The sequence below is a fragment of the Mycolicibacterium arabiense genome (assembly GCF_010731815.2).
GTDB lineage: Bacteria > Actinomycetota > Actinomycetes > Mycobacteriales > Mycobacteriaceae > Mycobacterium > Mycobacterium arabiense.
Map to the genome: position 1 here is coordinate 5,855,362 of NZ_AP022593.1, position 17,722 is coordinate 5,873,083.

Annotated in this window: 14 protein-coding genes and 1 tRNA gene; 11 read left to right on the plus strand and 4 right to left on the minus strand. The window is 68.3% G+C overall.

All coding sequences use genetic code 11. The features are described from left to right. Positions 1-2 precede the first annotated feature (2 nt). Together dnaG and G6N61_RS29800 are read left to right on the plus strand one after the other, a co-directional pair. Entirely contained in the window at positions 3-1,898 is a 1,896-nt protein-coding gene (dnaG, locus tag G6N61_RS29795) for a DNA primase (RefSeq protein ID WP_163924424.1), read from the plus strand. A 61-nt stretch (positions 1,899-1,959) separates the two neighbouring features. Then, a complete protein-coding gene (locus G6N61_RS29800; protein ID WP_163924425.1) occupies positions 1,960-2,241 on the plus strand; it encodes a DUF7155 family protein in 282 nt (93 codons plus the stop codon). On the opposite strand, the gene G6N61_RS29805 is transcribed toward G6N61_RS29800, so the two are convergent. Further along, entirely contained in the window at positions 2,238-2,483 is a 246-nt protein-coding gene (locus G6N61_RS29805) for a hypothetical protein (RefSeq protein ID WP_163924426.1), read from the minus strand. The two genes, G6N61_RS29800 and G6N61_RS29805, sit on opposite strands and share 4 nt — an antisense overlap. Before the next feature lie 159 nt (positions 2,484-2,642). On the opposite strand from G6N61_RS29805, the gene G6N61_RS29810 reads away from it, so the two are divergent. Both G6N61_RS29810 and G6N61_RS29815 read left to right on the plus strand, forming a co-directional pair. Next, positions 2,643-2,718: transfer RNA gene (locus G6N61_RS29810), tRNA-Asn, on the plus strand. 17 nt (positions 2,719-2,735) lie between these two features. Further along, entirely contained in the window at positions 2,736-3,215 is a 480-nt protein-coding gene (locus G6N61_RS29815; protein WP_163924427.1) for an LppP/LprE family lipoprotein, read from the plus strand. 15 nt (positions 3,216-3,230) lie between these two features. Here G6N61_RS29815 and G6N61_RS29820 read toward each other — a convergent pair whose 3' ends face one another. Beyond that, positions 3,231-5,198: an acyl-CoA dehydrogenase family protein gene (locus G6N61_RS29820; RefSeq protein WP_163924428.1), complete on the minus strand. Its 1,968-nt coding sequence runs from the start codon at positions 5,196-5,198 to the stop codon at positions 3,231-3,233. A 102-nt stretch (positions 5,199-5,300) separates the two neighbouring features. Here G6N61_RS29820 and G6N61_RS29825 point away from each other — a divergent pair, with 102 nt between their 5' ends. After that, positions 5,301-6,029: a VIT1/CCC1 transporter family protein gene (locus tag G6N61_RS29825; RefSeq protein WP_163924429.1), complete on the plus strand. Its 729-nt coding sequence runs from the start codon at positions 5,301-5,303 to the stop codon at positions 6,027-6,029. An 8-nt stretch (positions 6,030-6,037) separates the two neighbouring features. Here G6N61_RS29825 and G6N61_RS29830 read toward each other — a convergent pair whose 3' ends face one another. Together G6N61_RS29830 and G6N61_RS29835 are read right to left on the minus strand one after the other, a co-directional pair. Continuing rightward, positions 6,038-7,246, minus strand: a complete 1,209-nt coding sequence (locus G6N61_RS29830) for an MFS transporter (RefSeq protein ID WP_163924430.1) — start codon at positions 7,244-7,246, stop codon at positions 6,038-6,040. Between the two features lie 41 nt (positions 7,247-7,287). Continuing rightward, the gene (locus G6N61_RS29835; protein WP_163924431.1) at positions 7,288-7,731 is read right to left on the minus strand and encodes a MarR family winged helix-turn-helix transcriptional regulator; all 444 of its coding nucleotides are present in this window, start codon (positions 7,729-7,731) and stop codon (positions 7,288-7,290) included. 104 nt (positions 7,732-7,835) lie between these two features. On the opposite strand from G6N61_RS29835, the gene G6N61_RS29840 reads away from it, so the two are divergent. The 6 genes from G6N61_RS29840 (at position 7,836) to G6N61_RS29865 (ending at position 17,644) form a co-directional block, all read left to right on the plus strand. Further along, positions 7,836-9,893 (plus strand): DUF2232 domain-containing protein, encoded by a 2,058-nt coding sequence (locus G6N61_RS29840; protein WP_163924432.1) that lies wholly within the window; start codon positions 7,836-7,838, stop codon positions 9,891-9,893. Next, positions 9,890-10,720 carry a CbiQ family ECF transporter T component gene (locus G6N61_RS29845; protein ID WP_163924433.1) on the plus strand — a complete coding sequence of 277 codons (831 nt, stop codon included), beginning with the start codon at positions 9,890-9,892 and terminating at the stop codon, positions 10,718-10,720. The genes G6N61_RS29840 and G6N61_RS29845 overlap by 4 nt, the downstream gene beginning before the upstream one ends. Before the next feature lie 44 nt (positions 10,721-10,764). Then, positions 10,765-12,282, plus strand: coding sequence for a TldD/PmbA family protein (locus tag G6N61_RS29850; protein WP_163924434.1), 1,518 nt, complete (start codon positions 10,765-10,767; stop codon positions 12,280-12,282). 25 nt (positions 12,283-12,307) lie between these two features. Further along, a complete protein-coding gene (locus G6N61_RS29855; RefSeq protein WP_163924435.1) occupies positions 12,308-13,678 on the plus strand; it encodes a metallopeptidase TldD-related protein in 1,371 nt (456 codons plus the stop codon). A gap of 7 nt (positions 13,679-13,685) precedes the next feature. Continuing rightward, positions 13,686-14,513, plus strand: coding sequence for a carboxymuconolactone decarboxylase family protein (locus G6N61_RS29860; protein WP_163924436.1), 828 nt, complete (start codon positions 13,686-13,688; stop codon positions 14,511-14,513). A gap of 518 nt (positions 14,514-15,031) precedes the next feature. After that, positions 15,032-17,644, plus strand: a complete 2,613-nt coding sequence (locus G6N61_RS29865) for an alpha/beta hydrolase family protein (protein ID WP_163924437.1) — start codon at positions 15,032-15,034, stop codon at positions 17,642-17,644. The last annotated feature ends 78 nt before the right edge of the window (positions 17,645-17,722 follow it).

Genomic DNA, 17,722 nt, shown 5'->3' on the forward strand with positions numbered 1-17,722 from the left:
CGGTGGCCGGCCGGATCTCAGATCGCGACATCGCGGCGATCCGTGAGCGCACCCGCATCGAGGACGTCGTGGGCGACTACGTACAGCTTCGCCGGGCCGGCGTCGACTCGCTGAAGGGGCTCTGCCCGTTCCACGACGAGAAGTCACCGTCGTTCCACGTGCGGCCCAACCACGGCCACTTCCACTGCTTCGGCTGCGGCGAGGGCGGCGACGTCTACGCGTTCCTGCAGAAGATCGAGCACGTCAGCTTCGTCGAGTCGGTCGAGATGCTCGCCGACCGCATCGGCTACACCGTCACCTATACCGGCAGCTCGACCACCAACGTGCAACGCGACCGCGGCAGCAGGAGCAGGCTCATCGCCGCCAACGCCGCCGCGCAGCAGTTCTACGCCGAGGCGCTGACGTCGGCGGAGGCGGCACCGGCCCGCCAGTACCTGATGGAGCGCAACTTCGACGCCGACGCCGCGGCGATGTTCGGCTGCGGCTTCGCGCCGTCGGGGTGGGACCGGCTGACGAAGCACCTGCTGGGCAAGGGCTTCGAGTTCAAGGAACTCGAGGCGGCCGGGCTGTCACGCGAGGGCAAGCGCGGTCCGATGGACCGCTTCCACCGGCGGCTGCTGTGGCCGATCCGGGTGTCGTCCGGCGAGGTCATCGGGTTCGGCGCCCGGCGGCTGTTCGACGACGACCCGATGGAGGCCAAGTACGTCAACACCCCGGAGACGGTGCTGTACAAGAAGTCGAACGTGCTGTTCGGTCTCGACCTGGCCAAGCGCGACATCGCCAGGGGCCACCAGGCCGTGGTGGTCGAGGGCTACACCGACGTGATGGCGATGCACCTGGCCGGCGTGACGACGGCGGTGGCGTCGTGCGGCACCGCCTTCGGCGACGAGCACCTGTCGATGCTGCGTCGACTGATGATGGACGACAACTTCTTCCGCGGTGAACTCATCTACGTCTTCGACGGTGACGCCGCGGGACGGGCGGCTGCGGTCAAGGCGTTCGAGGGGGAGCAGAACCTCGCGGGACAGTCGTTCGTGGCCGTCGCCGACGACGGCATGGATCCGTGTGATCTGCGGCTGAAGTCCGGTGACGGCGCGCTGCGTGATCTGGTGGCGCGACGAACCCCGTTGTTCGAGTTCGCAATTCGCACCGCCCTGGCCGAGCACGACATGGACAGCGCCGAGGGTCGGGTGGCGGCCCTGCGCCGCTGCGTCCCCATGGTCGCCAAGATCAAGGACCCGTCGCTGCGTGACGAGTACGCCCGCCAGCTCGCCGGTTGGGTGGGCTGGGAGGACGTCGCCCAGGTGCTGGGCCGCGTGCGCGAGGACGCCCGCAGCACCGGCGGTCGGCGAAACGACGCGTCGGCCCGGCCGCGTGCGGTCGCGCCGGCCCCGCTGGCGCGGCCCGACCCGCGCGACCCCACGCTCTGGACGCAGCGGGAGTCGCTCAAGGGGGCGCTGCAGTACCCCGCCATCGCCGGCCCGGTCTTCGACTCGCTGTCGGCCGACAGCTTCACCCATCCGGCGTACGCGGGCGTCCGCGCCGCCATCCAAGCCGCGGGCGGTACGTCGACCGGTCTGTCGGGTGCGGACTGGATCGAGGCCGTGCGGGAGAAGGTGCCCACCCCCGAACTGGCGAGCCTGATCAACGAGATGAGCGTCGAGGGCATCAACGTCGTCGACGACGACCGGCTGCCCCGCTACATCGGCGGCGTGCTGGCACGTCAGCAGGAAGTGTGGGTCGGCAGGCAGATCGCCGAGATGAAGTCGAAGCTGCACCGCATGTCGTCGGTGGATCACAGCGACGAATATCACGCGCTCTACGGCGACCTGATCGCGCTGGAGACCTACCGCAAGAGCCTCATCGAGCGGGCCAGCGGCGACGACCTTACTGCGTGAACGCGCCGATGGCGCTATGGTGAATGCGCTGCACGCCTCGTACGTCCTGGAAGGGCCACTCATGACACTTCGCGCACACCGTCTCGTCGCCGCAGGCGCGTTGGCCGTGGCCGCCGTGGCCGCTCCGCTCGCCATGGCGTTCACCAGCGTCGACTCGACCGATACGGCCAAGTGCCGCGCTCACTTCGGGAACCTCGAGGACAACATCTGCCTCGACGGCCCCGATTCCGGCAACAGCTTCACGATCGGCACCCCGCAGTACAACGGTGGCAATAGCCCCGACTCGGGCTGGTACGTCGGCCCCATCCTGCCGGGCACGACGTGGACCCAGGGAATCGGCTAGCGGTTCTTCTCACCCTCGGGCAGTAGCACCGAGGTCTTGGCGTCGATCTGCGTCACGTTCACCATCTGCGGGTCGGGTGATACCCGATCGGCCACCTTGCGGCGCCCAGCGTCGATGATCGCCTTGGTGCGAGGGCTTCCCGTGACCGCCCGGTAGGTACCGGCGATCTGCTCGTAGCGCTGCCTGCCGGCCTTGGCGCCCAACACGTAACCCACTGCCATCACGGCGGCGATGCCTATCACTGGACTCCTTCTCGATGCGGTGCGTCGGCTTCCATCCTGCCTCACTTCGCCGACGACGGCCGGTGCGAGGCGTCCGACCTCCCCGATACCCATGATCGGGACTCCGTACGCTAGAGTCATGCCTCGGTTCGCGGGCATGTTCCGCGCACCACCGGTTGATCCCCTGTAGCTCAATTGGCAGAGCTTCCGACTGTTAATCGGACGGTTGATGGTTCGAGTCCATCCGGGGGAGCCACCCGTAGGCTCAGTGCCGTGCGGAACCTTCTCATCGTCATCGCGTCGCTCCTGGCCTTCGCCACCGCAGGCTGCGGTTGGAGCCCGCCGAGCGCTGAGCCACCTCCAGCGAGTACGTGTACGGCCGACGACGGCCCCGCTGCCGACGTCGTGGCCGCCGAGATCGCAAAGCTCCCCGCGGGTACGCAGTGGCGTGAGACCGCGCGCGGCAACACCGGTGACTGCACGCTGTACTGGGTGCAGGTCGCTTCGGCGTCCCCGGCGCCCGATGCGCCCGGGCAGGTGCTGTTCTTCGACGCGGGCATGCCGATCGGCACCCCTACGCCCGAACCGCGGCCCTACGTCGCCGTCGTGAACTCCGGCCCCGACACCGTCACCGTGCAGTACCAGTGGCGCCAGGGCGCCGATCAGGCGTGCTGCCCGACCGGCATAGGCTCCGTGCGCTTCCAGAGCGCCGATGGCGCGCTGAAGGCGCTGGACCCCGTCCCCGGCCCCTAGCCACTCGACTGTTGGTTACTCGGCGTTCTGCTCGACGTGCTCGTCGGCATCCGGAATGTGCTCGGGATGCAGCATTTCCGCGTAGCGCAGCTGCTCCGGAATGCCGAAACCCTCGACCAGCAGCAGCGCGTGCGGACGGAGCTTGCGGCACCGGTCGTTGATCGCGCGCGTGACGGCCTTGGAGCGTTCGACGGACAGGAAGCGGTGCTCCACGAACCAGGACTTGTCGTCCTCGATCACCGATAGCGCGTACAGGTCGCACACCAGATTGAGGATCTCGCGGGCGTCGTCGTCCTCGCAGGCGTCGATGCCCGCGACGAACGCCTCGAGGATGATCCGGTCGATGTGCGCCTTCGCGGCGTGCAGCACGTGATCCTGCACGGCGTTGAACGCGTCGAACGGCGACATCTCCTTGGACTTGCCCTGTAGCCGGCGCGCCACCGAGGCGAGCATGTACTCCTCGCGGTCCTCGAACATTTGGACCTGGGTGCCGCGGTTGAACAGCGAGCCCTCCTCCTCGTTGTCCTGCCGGGTGTCGAGGATGGTCTGCATGATCGTCTGGGCGGCGGTCCGCTTGAGGACCCGCTCCCCGGCGAAGTTCGCGGCGAACCGCACCCACTCGACCGGGCTCATGCCCTTGATGTCGTCGGCGTAGGCGGTCAGCAGTTCCTTGGCGACCAGCTGCGTGAGGACGTGGTTGTCACCCTCGAACGTGGTGAACACGTCGGTGTCGGCCTTCAGGGCAATCAGACGGTTCTCGGCGAGATAGCCTGCGCCGCCGCAGGCTTCGCGAGCTTCCTGGATCGCGGTGGTGGCATGCCAGGTGTTCGCGGCCTTGAGTCCGGCCGCGCGGGATTCCAGTTCGCGCTGTTCCTCGGCGTCCGGGTCGTCCGCGGTCTGCAGTTCGTGACACTTCGCGACCAGTTCGTTCTGGGCGAACTGCAGCGCATAGGACTTCGCGATCAGCGGGAACAGTCGGCGCTGGTGGACCAGGTAGTCCATGATCAGCACCTCCTGATCGTCTCCTGGTGCCTCGAACTGCCTGCGCTGCAATGCATACCGCGTCGCGATGTCGAGGGCCACGCGGGCTGCGGCGCCCGCGCTGCCGCCGACGGTGACGCGGCCGCGGATCAGGGTGCCCAGCATCGTGAAGAATCGTCGTCCCTGGTTCTCGATGGGCGAGCTGTAGGTGCCGTCCTCGGCGACGTCGGCGTACTTGTTGAGCAGGTTCTCCCGCGGGATGCGCACCTGGTCGAACTGGATGCGGCCGTTGTCGACGCCGGGTAGTCCACCCTTGTATTGGCAGTCCGAGGTCGTCACTCCCGGCAGGTCGTTGCCCTCGTCGTCGCGGATGGGCACGACGAAGCAGTGCACGCCGTGGCCCTCGCCCTGGGTGATCAGCTGGGCGAACACCGCTGCGACCCGAGCGGTGTTCGCGGCACCGCCGATGTAGTCCTTGCGCGACGTGCGGGTGGGGGAGTCGATGACGAACTCTTCGGTGGCCGGGTCGTAGGTGGCCGTGGTCTCCAGGGACTGCACGTCGCTGCCGTGCCCGGTCTCGGTCATCGCGAAGCAGCCAAGGAGCTCCAGGTCGATGAGCTTGCGCACGTACTTCTCATGGTGCCGGGCAGTTCCCAGGTTCTCGATGGCTCCGCCGAACAGCCCCCACTGCACACCGGCCTTGACCATCAGCGACAGATCGGACATTGCCAGCATCTCGATCTGAGTGACGGCGGCGCCGACGTCGCCGTTGCCACCGTGCTCCTTCTTGAAGCCGTCCTCGGCCGAGCCTTGGGCGGCCATGATCCGCATCTGCTCCGTCACCTTCGTGCGGGCAATCACGGTGTTGGGTGTGTAGTGCGGCTTGAACACCTCGTTGGAGAGTTCTTGGCGCATGCGGTTCTTCACGTCGCGCCAACGGCCGTCGAGTGCGTTGCGCAGGTGATCGGCAGTGCTGGTAGAGGAGGACACCGTGGTCGTCATACTTCGACCGTAGCCCGCCGCGAGCGCTGGGAAACTGTGATGTCGCAAACCCAGGGCAGCCTCATCGAATCGTCACATCGGGATGCGAGTTGAATCTCCGTCATGACCGAACCGGACGGCCCGCCCGCCGAAGGCCTGCCAGATCAGATCGACCACGAGCACTCCAACGTGTCGGGTGGCTGGCTGCGCGCGGCGACGTTCGGGGCGATGGACGGCTTGGTGAGCAACACCGCGCTCATCGCGGGCGTCGCCGCCAGCGCTAGCGCTCAGACCGTCGTGGTGTCCGGCGTCGCGGGCCTGCTGGCGGGTGCGTTCTCGATGGGGCTCGGTGAGTTCACCTCGGTGACGACGGCCAACGAGCAAGTCGAGGCGGAGGTGCGCGTGGAACGCCGGGCCTTCCGCAAGCACCCTCAGGCCGAGCGCGCCGAGCTGGTCGGGATGTTGATGGCGATGGGCATGACGAAGGACACCGCCACCAGGGCCACCGACGAGATCCACCGCGACGAGACCCAGGCGCTGAACTTCCACCTCGTCCAGGAACTAGGCGTCGATCCCCGGGAAAAGCCGTCGCCGTGGGTGGCAGCGGGCTCGTCGTTCCTGATGTTCTCGATCGGCGCGATAGTCCCGCTGATCCCGTACCTGCTTGGCTTCGGCTCGCTGTGGCTCGGGTTGGCCTGCGGCGGGCTCGGTCTGCTGCTGGCGGGCGGTGTCGCCGCGAGCTTCACCCGCAAGGGCATCGTCGTTGGATCGCTGCGGCAGTTGGCCTTCGGTGCGATCGCCATCGCGGCCACCTACCTGGTCGGCACGCTCATTGGCACCACCGTCACCTGACCGGAGCGTCAGTCGTTGCCGACCGTCACCGCCGTGGCCTCGTCGATCGCTTCGTCCTCGGCGTCCTCTTCCGCATCGACGCCGGCCAGGTGTCCGCGGGTGGCGAACAGCACGGCCGCGGCGAGCAGCACCGCCCCAGCGCCCACCCAGAAGGGCAGGTGCACGCTGATCCGTTCACCCAGCACACCCGCGAGCCACGGGGCGACCGCAGCCCCGCCGAACCGCATGAAGCTGTAGGCCGCCGACGCCACTCCGCGTTCGACGGGAGCGGCCTTCATCACCGTTTCCGTGATCAGCGTGTTGTTGACGCCGATGAACAACCCTGCGATCACCACGCAGGTGGCGAGCACGGCCTTGGAATCGGTGCCCACCGCCATCACGACGAGAGTCAGGCTGAAGCACAGCAGGTTGACGATCAACACCCTGATGGTGCCGAACCGGTGCTGCAGGCGCGGCGCGACCACCACCGAGGTCAAAGCCAGCGCGAGACCCCAGCCGAAGAAGATCAGCCCGATCTCATGGGCGGTCATGTCGAGCGGAAATGGCGTGAACGCCAACAGGGTGAAGAAGCCGAAGTTGTACAGCAGCGCGGTCACGCCCACGCCGAGCAGGCCGCGGTGCCGCAGCGCGCGGAACGGGTCGGCCAGCGTCGTCGCCCGTCGCGGCCGTGGCGTTTCGGGCAGCAGGAAGGTCGTGATGACCAATGCCAGCGCCATGAGGACGGACACGCCGAAGAACGGTCCACGCCAGGAGATCGACCCGAGGACGCCGCCGACGAGCGGACCGACCGCGATGCCGAGGCCCAGTGCCGCTTCGTACAGGATGATCGCTTGCGCGACGGAACCCCGCGCCGAGTTGACGATGGTGGCCAGCGCCGTCGCGATGAACAGGGCGTTCCCGAGGCCCCACAGCGCGCGCCATCCCACGATCTCCATGACGCTGCCGGACATGCCTGCCAGGCCGGCGCCCGCGATGATGATCGCCAGGCCGAGCAGCAGCGTCCGCTTGGGTCCGATTCGACTCGACACCACTCCCGTGACGAGCATCGCCACGCCCATGACCGCCATGTAGCTGGTGAAGAGCAGCGATACCTGGGACGGCGACGCGTCGAGATTGTCGGCGATGGGCTTCAGGATCGGGTCGACGAGTCCGATGCCCATGAAGGCCACGACGGAAGCGAATGCAACGGCCCACACGGCCTTGGGTTGGCGCCACATCGGGCGGGTCCTCCTCGTGATTGGAAGCAATGTGCTTGGTGTCAGTGGTTCTGCGCGTCCTCGAGGAGGGTGCGCATGACCCGCACGGCGTCGGACAGCGTCTGGCGGTCGGCGTCGTCCAGGCGGGAGAGGTAGGGGTCGATGACCGCGCCGCGGTCTGCCCGGACCGCTGCCAGCGCCTCGGTGCCCTCGGGCGTGATGCTGATCAGCACGGCACGTGCGTCGGCCGGGTCGGTGATGCGGGAGACGAGGCCCGCGTCCTCCAGTCGCCGCACCTGGGTGGTCATGGTGGGCTGAGAGCAGTGGTCGAGCGCGGCCAGATCCGATATCCGGGCGGCGCCCTGGTCCTCGATGACGGCCAGCAACCGCGCTTGGGCGAACGGCAGCGCGAGGCGAACCCTCTGGTTGGCCAGCCGGTTGATCCGGGCGACGACGGACAGCAGATCCGACGACAGTGTCGTATCGGCCGAGGCGTGGGGGGTCATGACACCATGATACATAGGACTTCTATGTAGAACGCGTGGGCGCGAGTGTCCATCCTCACAGCCTGCTGAGGTGGGCGTCTCCGCACGACTGGCAGAATCGAGCAATGGCTCTGACCGGCGCGCACGACGCTCGACGTGCCGGGTCCCTGCGTCCCGCCGAACTGGCCCACGCCGCCGTCATGGCCGCGCTGTGCGCCGCCACGGCGATCATCGCGGTCGTCGTGCCGTTCGCCGCAGGCCTCTCGCTGCTGGGCACGGTCCCGATGGGCCTGCTCGCCTACCGCTACCGCCTGCGGGTGCTGCTCGCGGCCACCGTCGCCGGCGCCGTCATCGCATTCCTCATCGCAGGAATGGGTGGGGCCATGACGGTGATCAACTGCGCCTACATCGGCGGGCTGACCGGCATCGTCAAGCGCCGCGGACGCGGCACCCCGACCGTCGCGGTGGCCTCGGTCGTCGCGGGTCTCGCCTTCGGGATTGCGATGGCGGGTGCACTCGCCGTGCTGGTGCGCCTGCGCACGCTCATCTTCGAGACCATGACGGCCAACGTCACGGGTACGGCGCGCATCCTCGAGCGCATCCCGGGCCTGGAGCCCTTCGCCCAGCGCATGCGAGACGACTTCGCCACCCTGCTCAGCTACTGGCCGCTGCTGATCATCGCGTCCGGCATCGCCAGCATCACGTTCGTCAGCCTGGTTGGGTGGTGGGCGTTGTCACGCGTGCTCGGCCGGTTGTTCGGCGTTCCCGACGTCCACAAACTCGACGCCCCCGATCCCTCGGAGCCGCCTGCCGATCCGGTGCCCGCGCGACTGCGCGACGTGCGCTTCCGGTACCCCGGAGCGGATCACGATGCGTTCGGCCCGGCGTCCCTCGACGTGGAAGCGGGCGAACACCTCGCGATCACCGGCGCCAACGGCTCGGGCAAGACCACGCTGATGCTGATGCTCGCCGGACGGCAGCCGACGGCGGGCACCATCGACCGGCCCGGCGGGGTCGGGCTGGGCCGCGTCGGCGGCACCGCGGTCGTCATGCAACATCCGGAGAGCCAGGTGCTCGGCACCCGGGTGGCCGACGACGTGGTGTGGGGACTGCCCGCGGGCACGCACGTCGACGTGGATCGGCTGCTGGACGAGGTTGGTCTCGACGGTCTCGCCGAACGCGACACCGGCGGACTGTCGGGCGGTGAACTCCAGCGCCTCGCGGTGGCAGGCGCGCTGGCCCGCGAACCGAAGCTCCTGATCGCCGACGAGGTGACCAGCATGGTCGACCAGCAGGGCCGCGATGCGCTCATCTCGGTACTCGGCGGCCTGACCGGACGGCACCAGATGTCGCTGGTGCACATCACGCACTACAACGACGAGGCAGACTCCGCCGACCGGACCGTCGACCTCACCGGCAACGGCGGCTCGGCCGACAACGTCGAGATGGTGTCGAGCGCGCCGGTACCCGAGGCCAGCGTCGTCGCGGCCCATCCCGCGGGTACGCCGCTCCTCGAACTGCGCGGTGTCGGCCACGAGTACGGCAGCGGGACGCCGTGGGCGTCGACGGCTCTGCGCGACATCGACTTCGTCGTCAACGAGGGCGACGGGCTGCTCATCCACGGGCTCAACGGGTCGGGCAAGTCGACGCTGGCGTGGATCATGGCCGGCCTGCAGGTTCCCACCACCGGCGAGTGCCTGCTCGACGGCGCGCCCGTCTCCGATCAGGTCGGTGCGGTCGCGATCTCGTTCCAGGCCGCGCGGTTGCAGTTGATGCGGGGCCGCGTCGACTTGGAGATCGCCTCGAGCGCGGGGTTCGACTACCACGACCACTCCCAGGTGGTGCGCGCGCTGGCGATGGTCGGGTTGGACGCAGGGCTCGGGCTGCGCCGCATCGACCAGCTCAGCGGCGGTCAGATGCGCCGCGTCGTGCTGGCCGGGCTGCTGGCGCGCAAGCCCAGGGCGATCATCCTCGACGAACCGTTGGCCGGCCTCGACGCAGCCAGCCAGCGCGGTCTGCTGTCGGTGCTCGAGGACCTTCGCCGCAACACCGGGCTGACGGTCGTCGTGATCTCGCACGACTTCTCCGGCCTCGAGGGACTGTGTCCCCGCACGCTGCACCTCGAGAAGGGCGTCATCGCGCCCGCCCCGAGCGCCGCGTCGTCGACGGGAGGCGGATCGTGAGCGCGTCGGCGAAGAAGCAGCGGCGACCGGTCGTCCTCCTGCGCCCGGTGCCGGGTCCCTCGGTGGTGCACGACCTCTGGGCCGGAACCAAGCTCCTCGTCGTCGCGGGCATCGGCGTCCTGATGACGTTCTATCCGGGCTGGGTGCCCATCGGGTTGGTCGCGCTGTTGGTGTTCGTGACGGCGCGACTGGCGCACGTTCCGTGGGGGGCGCTGCCGTCGGTTCCGCGGGTGCTGTGGTTCCTGCTGTTCCTCGGCGGGTTCACGGCGTTCTTCGCCGCGGGCCCCCCTGAGGTCACGATCGGTTCGGTCACGCTGGGTCTCGGTGGCGTGTTGAACTTCCTTCAGCTCACCGCCTTGTCGCTGGTGCTGCTCGGCCTCGGCGCCCTGGTGTCGTGGACGACCAACGTTGCGGAGATCGCCCCTGCCGTAGCGAAACTCGGTCGGCCGCTGCGAGCCCTGCGGGTGCCGGTCGACGACTGGGCGGTCGCGCTCGCCCTGGCATTGCGCGCGTTCCCCATGCTGATCGACGAGTTCCGCGTGCTGTTCGCCGCGCGACGGCTGCGCCCGCGCGATCAGATCGACGGGCCCCGGCTGCGGCGCTGGGGGATCGAGGTGGTCGACCTGCTGGCGGCCGCCATCACCGTGGCGCTGCGCCGCGCAGACGAGATGGGCGACGCGATCACCGCACGCGGTGGGACGGGGCAGATCTCGGCGCAGCCGTCGGGTCCGAAGCTGCGCGACTGGGTGGCGATCGGGATCGTCACGGCGCTCAGCGCAGTGTCGCTCTACGTCGAACTGCTGACACCGCTGGCGACCAGCACCTAGCGCTCGCCCGCCGCTGCGGCACCCGATGCCATTACGGTGTAGTCGTGACAGCGCACCGCCGTGTGGATCCAGACTTCCTCGCGCTGCCCCGGCTGCAACTCGCCGATGCCGCGCTGACCGCGGCCCGCGCCGCCGGTGCCAGCTACGCCGACCTCCGCATCCACCGCATCACCACCGAGATCATCCAACTGCGCGACGGCGAACTCGAGACGTCGGTGATCTCGCGCGAGCTGGGCCTCGCGGTGCGGGTCATCGTCGACGGCACGTGGGGGTTCGCCTCGCACGCCGAGCTGGCGCCGCGGGTTGCCGCCGACACCGCGCGACGTGCGGTTGCCGTCGCGACGACGCTCGCGCCGCTCAACGCCGAACGCATCGAGCTGGCCGATGAACCGGTGTACGCCAACGCGACCTGGGTGTCGGACTACGACGTCGACCCCTTCGCCGTGACCACGGCCGAGAAGATCGGCGTGCTCGACGAGTACTCGGGTCGATTGCTGGCGGCCGACGGGGTCGACCACGTGTCGGCGAGTCTTTACGCCGCCAAGGAGCAGACCTTCTACGCCGACACGTTCGGGTCGTCGATCACCCAGCAGCGGGTGCGGGTGCAACCCACCGTCGAGGCGGTCTCGGTGGATCCCGCCGCGGGCTCGTTCGAGTCGATGCGCTCGCTGGCCAGGCCGACCGCGCGCGGGTGGGAAGCGGTCGCAGGCGACGACGTGTGGGACTGGAGCACAGAACTCGCCGAACTGCCCACCCTGCTCGCCGAGAAGGTCAAGGCGCCGGGAGTGGTTGCCGGACCGACGGATCTGGTGATCGACCCGTCGAACCTGTGGTTGACGATCCACGAATCCATCGGCCACGCCACCGAGTACGACCGGGCGATCGGGTACGAGGCGGCGTATGCGGGCACCTCCTTCGCGACCCCGGACAAGCTCGGCAGCATGAAGTACGGCTCGCCGGTGATGAACGTGACCGCCGACCGCACCGTCGGTCACGGTCTTGCGACCATCGGCTACGACGACGAAGGCGTGCGGGCGCAGAGCTGGGATCTGGTGCGCGAGGGCGTCTTCGTCGGCTACCAGCTCGACCGCGTGTTCGCGCGCCGGCTCGGCGTCGCCCGCTCCAACGGCTGCTCCTACGCCGACTCGCCGCACCACGTTCCGATCCAGCGGATGGCCAACGTGTCGCTCCAGCCCGCCGCCGAGGACGTCACCACCGAGGACCTGATCTCCCGGGTCGCCGACGGCATCTACGTGGTCGGCGACAAGTCGTGGTCGATCGACATGCAGCGCTACAACTTCCAGTTCACCGGTCAGCGCTTCTTCCGCATCCGCGACGGGCGGCTGGACGGACAGGTCCGCGACGTCGCCTACCAGGCCACCACCACGGACTTCTGGGGGGCGATGGAAGCCGTCGGCGGACCGTCCACCTGGCAGCTCGGCGGCGCATTCAACTGCGGCAAGGCCCAGCCCGGCCAGGTTGCCGCCGTCAGCCACGGCTGCCCGTCGGCGCTGTTCCGCGGGATCAACGTGTTGAACACGCGTGAGGAGTCGGGCCGCTGATGAGCGCAGCGAAGAGGAGTCAGCCATGATCGGCGCACCGCGGGTGGTGGAACTGGCTCTGGCAGAGGCGAAACGGCGCGGTGGAGCCGACGAGACCATCGTCTTGGTCACCGACCGGTCGACCGCCTCACTGCGGTGGGCGGGGAACTCGATGACCACCAACGGCGAGTCGCTCGGACGCGACACCACCGTGATCTCGATCGTCCGCCGCGGTGACGCGGCGTTCGTCGGTTCGGTGAAGTCCAGTGAGGTCGACCCGAATGCCGTTGCACCGTTGGTGGCGGCGTCGCAGGCGGCGGCCGCGGCGGCGCCCGAGGCACGCGATGCAGCACCGGCATTGGCGGGCACGCCTGCTCCCGGTGACTGGCACGATCCGGTACCGACGACGGGCGCCACGGTGTTCGGTGGCGTGGCGCAGAGCCTGGCGCGCGGGTTCCGCGCCGCCGACACGCTGTACGGCTTCGCCAGGCACGAACTCGAGACGACGTTCGTCGCCACGTCGAACGGTCTGCGCCGCAGGCACACTCAGCCGACCGGCACCGTGGAGATCAATGCCAAGCGGTCCGGCGGCAGTGCGTGGGCCGGGGTCAGCACGCCTGACTTCGTCGACGTTCCAACTGATTCGATGCTGGACGACCTGGCGACCAGGCTCGGCTGGTCGGAGCGCACCGTCGAGCTGCCCGCGGGGCGGTACGAGACGCTGATGCCTCCCTCGACCGTCGCCGACATGATGATCTATCTGGCGTGGAGCATGGACGGCCGCGGCGCGCAGGAAGGTCGCACGGCGCTGTCCGCGCCAGGGGGCACGCGGTTGGGGGAGCGCCTCGGTGACCTCGGGCTGACCCTGTACTCCGACCCCGACGCGGCAGGCCTTCGGTGCTCGCCGTTCGTGACCGCGACGAGTTCGTCGGAGCGGGCGTCGGTGTTCGACAATGGGATGGACATCGGCCGCGTCGACTGGTTGCGCGACGGTGCGGTCAACGCGCTGGCCTACCCGCGCGCGGCGGCGGCCGAGTTCGGCGTACCGGTCACGGTGGCGGCCGACAACCTGCTGATGACGGGCGGGACGGCCAGTCTGGCGGACATGGTGGCAAGCACCGAGCGCGGACTGTTGCTCACGACGTTGTGGTACATGCGTGAGGTCGATCCCACCGTTCTGCTACTCACGGGGCTGACCCGCGACGGGGTGTACCTGGTCGAGGATGGCGAAGTCACCGCCGCAGTCAACAACTTCCGCTTCAACGAGAGCCCTCTGGACCTGCTGCGGCGCGCGACCGAGGCGGGCGTCAGCGAGGTCACCTTGCCGCGAGAGTGGGGTGACTGGGCGACGCGGGCGGCCATGCCGTCGCTGCGGATTCCCGACTTCCACATGTCATCGGTGAGCCAGGCGCAATAATCGCGACATGGACCTTCCGGAAGCACCGTATGACCTGCTGAGCCGGATGATCGCGGTGTCGCCGAGCGACCTCGGCCCGGTAAATGCGCAGGTGCGTCGCGTATGCGCGGACGCGATGTCGCTGCCCGCCTTGCCCTCGGATTCGGCCGCATCCGACGGTGCCGCGATTCGCGACTTCGCCGAGCAGTTCGCGGCCGACGTGTCGTCGATCAGCGAAGCCCAGCGAGGTGCCTTCCTGGCGGCCACCGGCAACGACGCGTTCACGGTGACGGTCTGCGTGTTCATCGCCGACTTCGTGCCGAGGGTGTCGGCCGGTCTGGCGGCGCTGGGTCTGCCCGCCATCCCGGAACCGGCTGGCTGGGACCACGATGTCGAGCCGATCGACCTGGTGCTCAACCGCTTTGCGCCGACGGTCGGTGCGATGCGGGCCTTGGATCCCGTGACTACCGAGGTGGTGCGGTTGCGCGGCGCAGTCCAGCATGCGTGCCGCCTGTGCAAGTCGCTGCGCGAGGGTGCGGCGCTCGACGCCGGTGGCAGTGAATCCATGTACGGCGACATCGAAAGCTACGAGACGTCCGAACTGCTCGATGGGCGGCACAAGGCGGCGCTTCGCTTCGTCGATGCGTTGATTTGGACGCCCTCGCGCATCGAACCCGACGTGGCTGCCGGCGTGCACGAGCACTTCAGTGCCAGCGAGGCACTGGAGCTGACGCTGGACGTGATGCGCAACGCCGCCAACAAGATTGCCGTCGCGTTGGCGGCCGATGCGCCCCGCGTCGCAGAGGGCACCGAGCGGTACCTGCTGGGTAGCGACGGCCAGCCGGTGTACGCCTGAGGGCAGGGCCTCGCCGTCAAATACCGTTCGCCGCAGTCACAGTCGGCGATTGGGCCGTTGCCGTCGGCATCTTGGGGCCGACGGCACAGGTGGGTGACGCGCTCTCCGACGGCCTTTTCCGCGTCGACCGGCGGGCTGTCGCCGCGCGGCACCTCTGGCGGTGCGGGCCGGGTACACAGCTAAGCGCTCCCCTGATCAAGACTCGCAGGGATCGGCGCGACGGGAGTTCAGCGGAGAGTTCGAGACGTTGACTACGGAAACATTGCTGACGACCGATCTTGACTTCCCCGGTGACGCTCGCGGGACGTCGAGGCTTCTTGCCCGACGACCGGCATATTGATTGATCATCGCTGATCAGACGCTATTTCAAGATCGTACGAAAGTTCGAAAAAACCTTTGGTTTTGATTGCCCGCCGATGTTTGCGGTGTTAGCCTCGTCACACATTCGTTCCTGGGGAGGAAACATCATGGGGAGACATCGTCAGAAGGCTGTGCGTCGGTCGTTGCGCAAAGCAGCAATGATCAGTGCCGTAACCACGACTACGGCTGCGCTCACGGTCAGTCTGACTGCACCAACGGCCACTGCCGCCGCGCTGCCGTCGCCCGTCTACTCGGATCAGGACGTGGCGCTGGCTGCGGCCACCTTCCCGACCTTCGCCGATGCACTCGCCGCGCTCGGCATCGACGTGCCGTCGCTCGACCAGTTGATCCCGATCCCAACGACCATTCCGATCCCCGGCGGCGATCCTATCGACCTGCCGGTTAAGGTGATCACGACCGGGCCGCCCTTCGGCGCGCTGGGAATCCTCGGCCTCAACCCGACGTGGGTGCCTGCGCTTCCGAGCGAGATCGCCAACGCGATCAACACGACGCCCTATGGCGGGATCGACACCACCATCGGCGTTCCGCCGACGACGATCCCCACGCCGGGCTACGACACGTTGCGGACGGAGGCTTACAACGCTGCCTACAACGCCGCGTATCAACCGACGTACAACACCGTCTACAACGCCACCTTCAACTCGGCGCGCAACAGCATCGGCTGCCGGTTCCTCAGTAGCAGTGCGCGCGACAACTGTGCCAAGGCCATCGCGACCCCACTCGCCACCGCTGCGGCAAACACCGCTGCGACGGCCGCAGGCAACCTCGCCGCTGGTTTGGTGCCCAAGGAGATCACCGTCGGTGCATCCGTGCCGATCAGCGTGCCGAACTTGCGCGTCCCGATCGTGATCGCCTTCGGTCTCGGTTCACTGGCCACCGGCATGGCCTATCCCGACGTCGTCGCCGACCTGCCGAACCAGCCCGGTGGGGCTAACGACCCCACGCCCAGCGTGGGGGAGACCTCACTGACCATCCTGCCGATGATCCTGCTGCGCAACCCTGGTCGCGCGGACGGTGGTCTCGCCGCACGCTTTGCACCCCTGCTGGACCCATTCCTCGCAGCCCTCGGGCAGAACAGTGTCGTAACCCCCGAAGTCGATGTGGAGCAGAGCGGCGGGGCGGTCCTGGTGCCGATCAAGGTCGACGGCACCGTGGAGTACGACCCGCTGTCGGACTTCGCGGCGTGGCCGAACCCGTTCACCCTCGCCAACAACGGTGCCGCTCTCCTGTTCCCCACGTACATCCTGCGGGGTACTGATGTCACCAACCCGGCGGTGCTGGCATCCATCCTCGAACCGGTGCTCGGCAGCGTACTTGGGAACGTCTTGTCGGCGGCGATCGGTGACGGCAAGACGGTCGACGTGACGACGGAGATCCTCGGGCAGCCAATCACGTTCCCTCTCAACATCAGCCGGGAAACCCTGGTCGACCTGGCCAATGGCCTGGGTCTCGACATCCCCGAAGAGGGCTTCGAGGCGCTCAACCAATTCTTCACGTTCGAATCGGACGCCCTACCGCTGCTGGAGCCGTTCCGGTACCCGACCGACATCGCGAACCTGTTCACCGGGGGAGCGTTCGGGTTCACCAACCCGTTCGCCGACGCACTCGAGCCAGCGCTGAAGCTGCTGGTAAATCTCGGGTACACCAACGTGACCCAGGACATGACGAACCCCCTGGACCCCTACCCCCGCGACTTCTCGGGGAACTTCGGCAGCGAGTTCGCGCCGTTCCTCAGCTTCCCCGACGTCGACTACGGCCGAGTGCCACAGGATCTGCTCACGGCGCTAGTGGCAGGCACGCAGAATGCGTTCTTCAGCGGGGTGCCAGGGGTGCGCGGACCGCTGGCCGGCCCGAACCCGCTGGCGATCATCGCCGGGCTCCTCGGATTGCCGACGGGCCCGACCGCGCTGCCAGGACTGCTCGAAGCCTTCCCGGACCTCGGCAACGTCATCGGCGGGAATCTCGGTCTGCCACAAGAGGGTTTGGCTACGCTGGCGGCCCCCGCCGGTGGCAACTCGACTGCGCTGGCGGTTGCCGACTCGAACGACCCACTCGTTCGGTTCGGTGAAGTGGTGGCCAACACCGTCGCCGAGTTCCAGAAGCCCGGCGCGATCGGATACCAGGACTACACCCCCACTACGGGGCCGGTGGATTCGGCCGCAGACATCATCGAGGGCCTCGGCGCCTCGGGCCTGCGCCTGCTCGCGTCCCTCGTGCTCGGGCCCGCCCGCCTGGCGACTCTCGCCTCGGGCAATCCGGATGCACTGCGTGATCTGATCGAGAACACGATCGACGCTCCGCTGTACGTGGCGGACCCGGCGATCTTCGGAGTGCGGGATGCGCTGCCCTCGGGACTCGCTCCCGGAATCACCAACGTGCGCAACACCGCCCAGGGCGCGACCGACCAGGTCAACGGTGCCGTCCTGCCGAACGTGCCCGACGTGCCGTCAGCGCCGGCCGGTGCCGGGGCCTCCATCCCGGCCGGCGCGGGCACCACGCAGGTGAAGTCGACCGGCGCCCAGCCGACGACGGAGCCGAAGACGCCGGCCAACAAGCCGGAGTTCAACGTGGTCCGCGACAACCCGATCTCGGGAGCCATCAAGGGCGTTCACGACGGCCTCGCCGAGGTCGGCAAGAACCTCCAGAAGGTCTTCACGCCGCCCAAGGCCGAGGAGTCCGACACCGGAACCTCCGCCCCGGCCGACGGAACACCGCAGGATGCAGCCGCCGACGACGGCGATTCGGAGTAGCCCGTACCGCCGGACAAGCCCCCTCGCCGATGCGAGGGGGCTTGTCGCGTGCGGAGGACCTGAAAGGTGCTGGGGTAC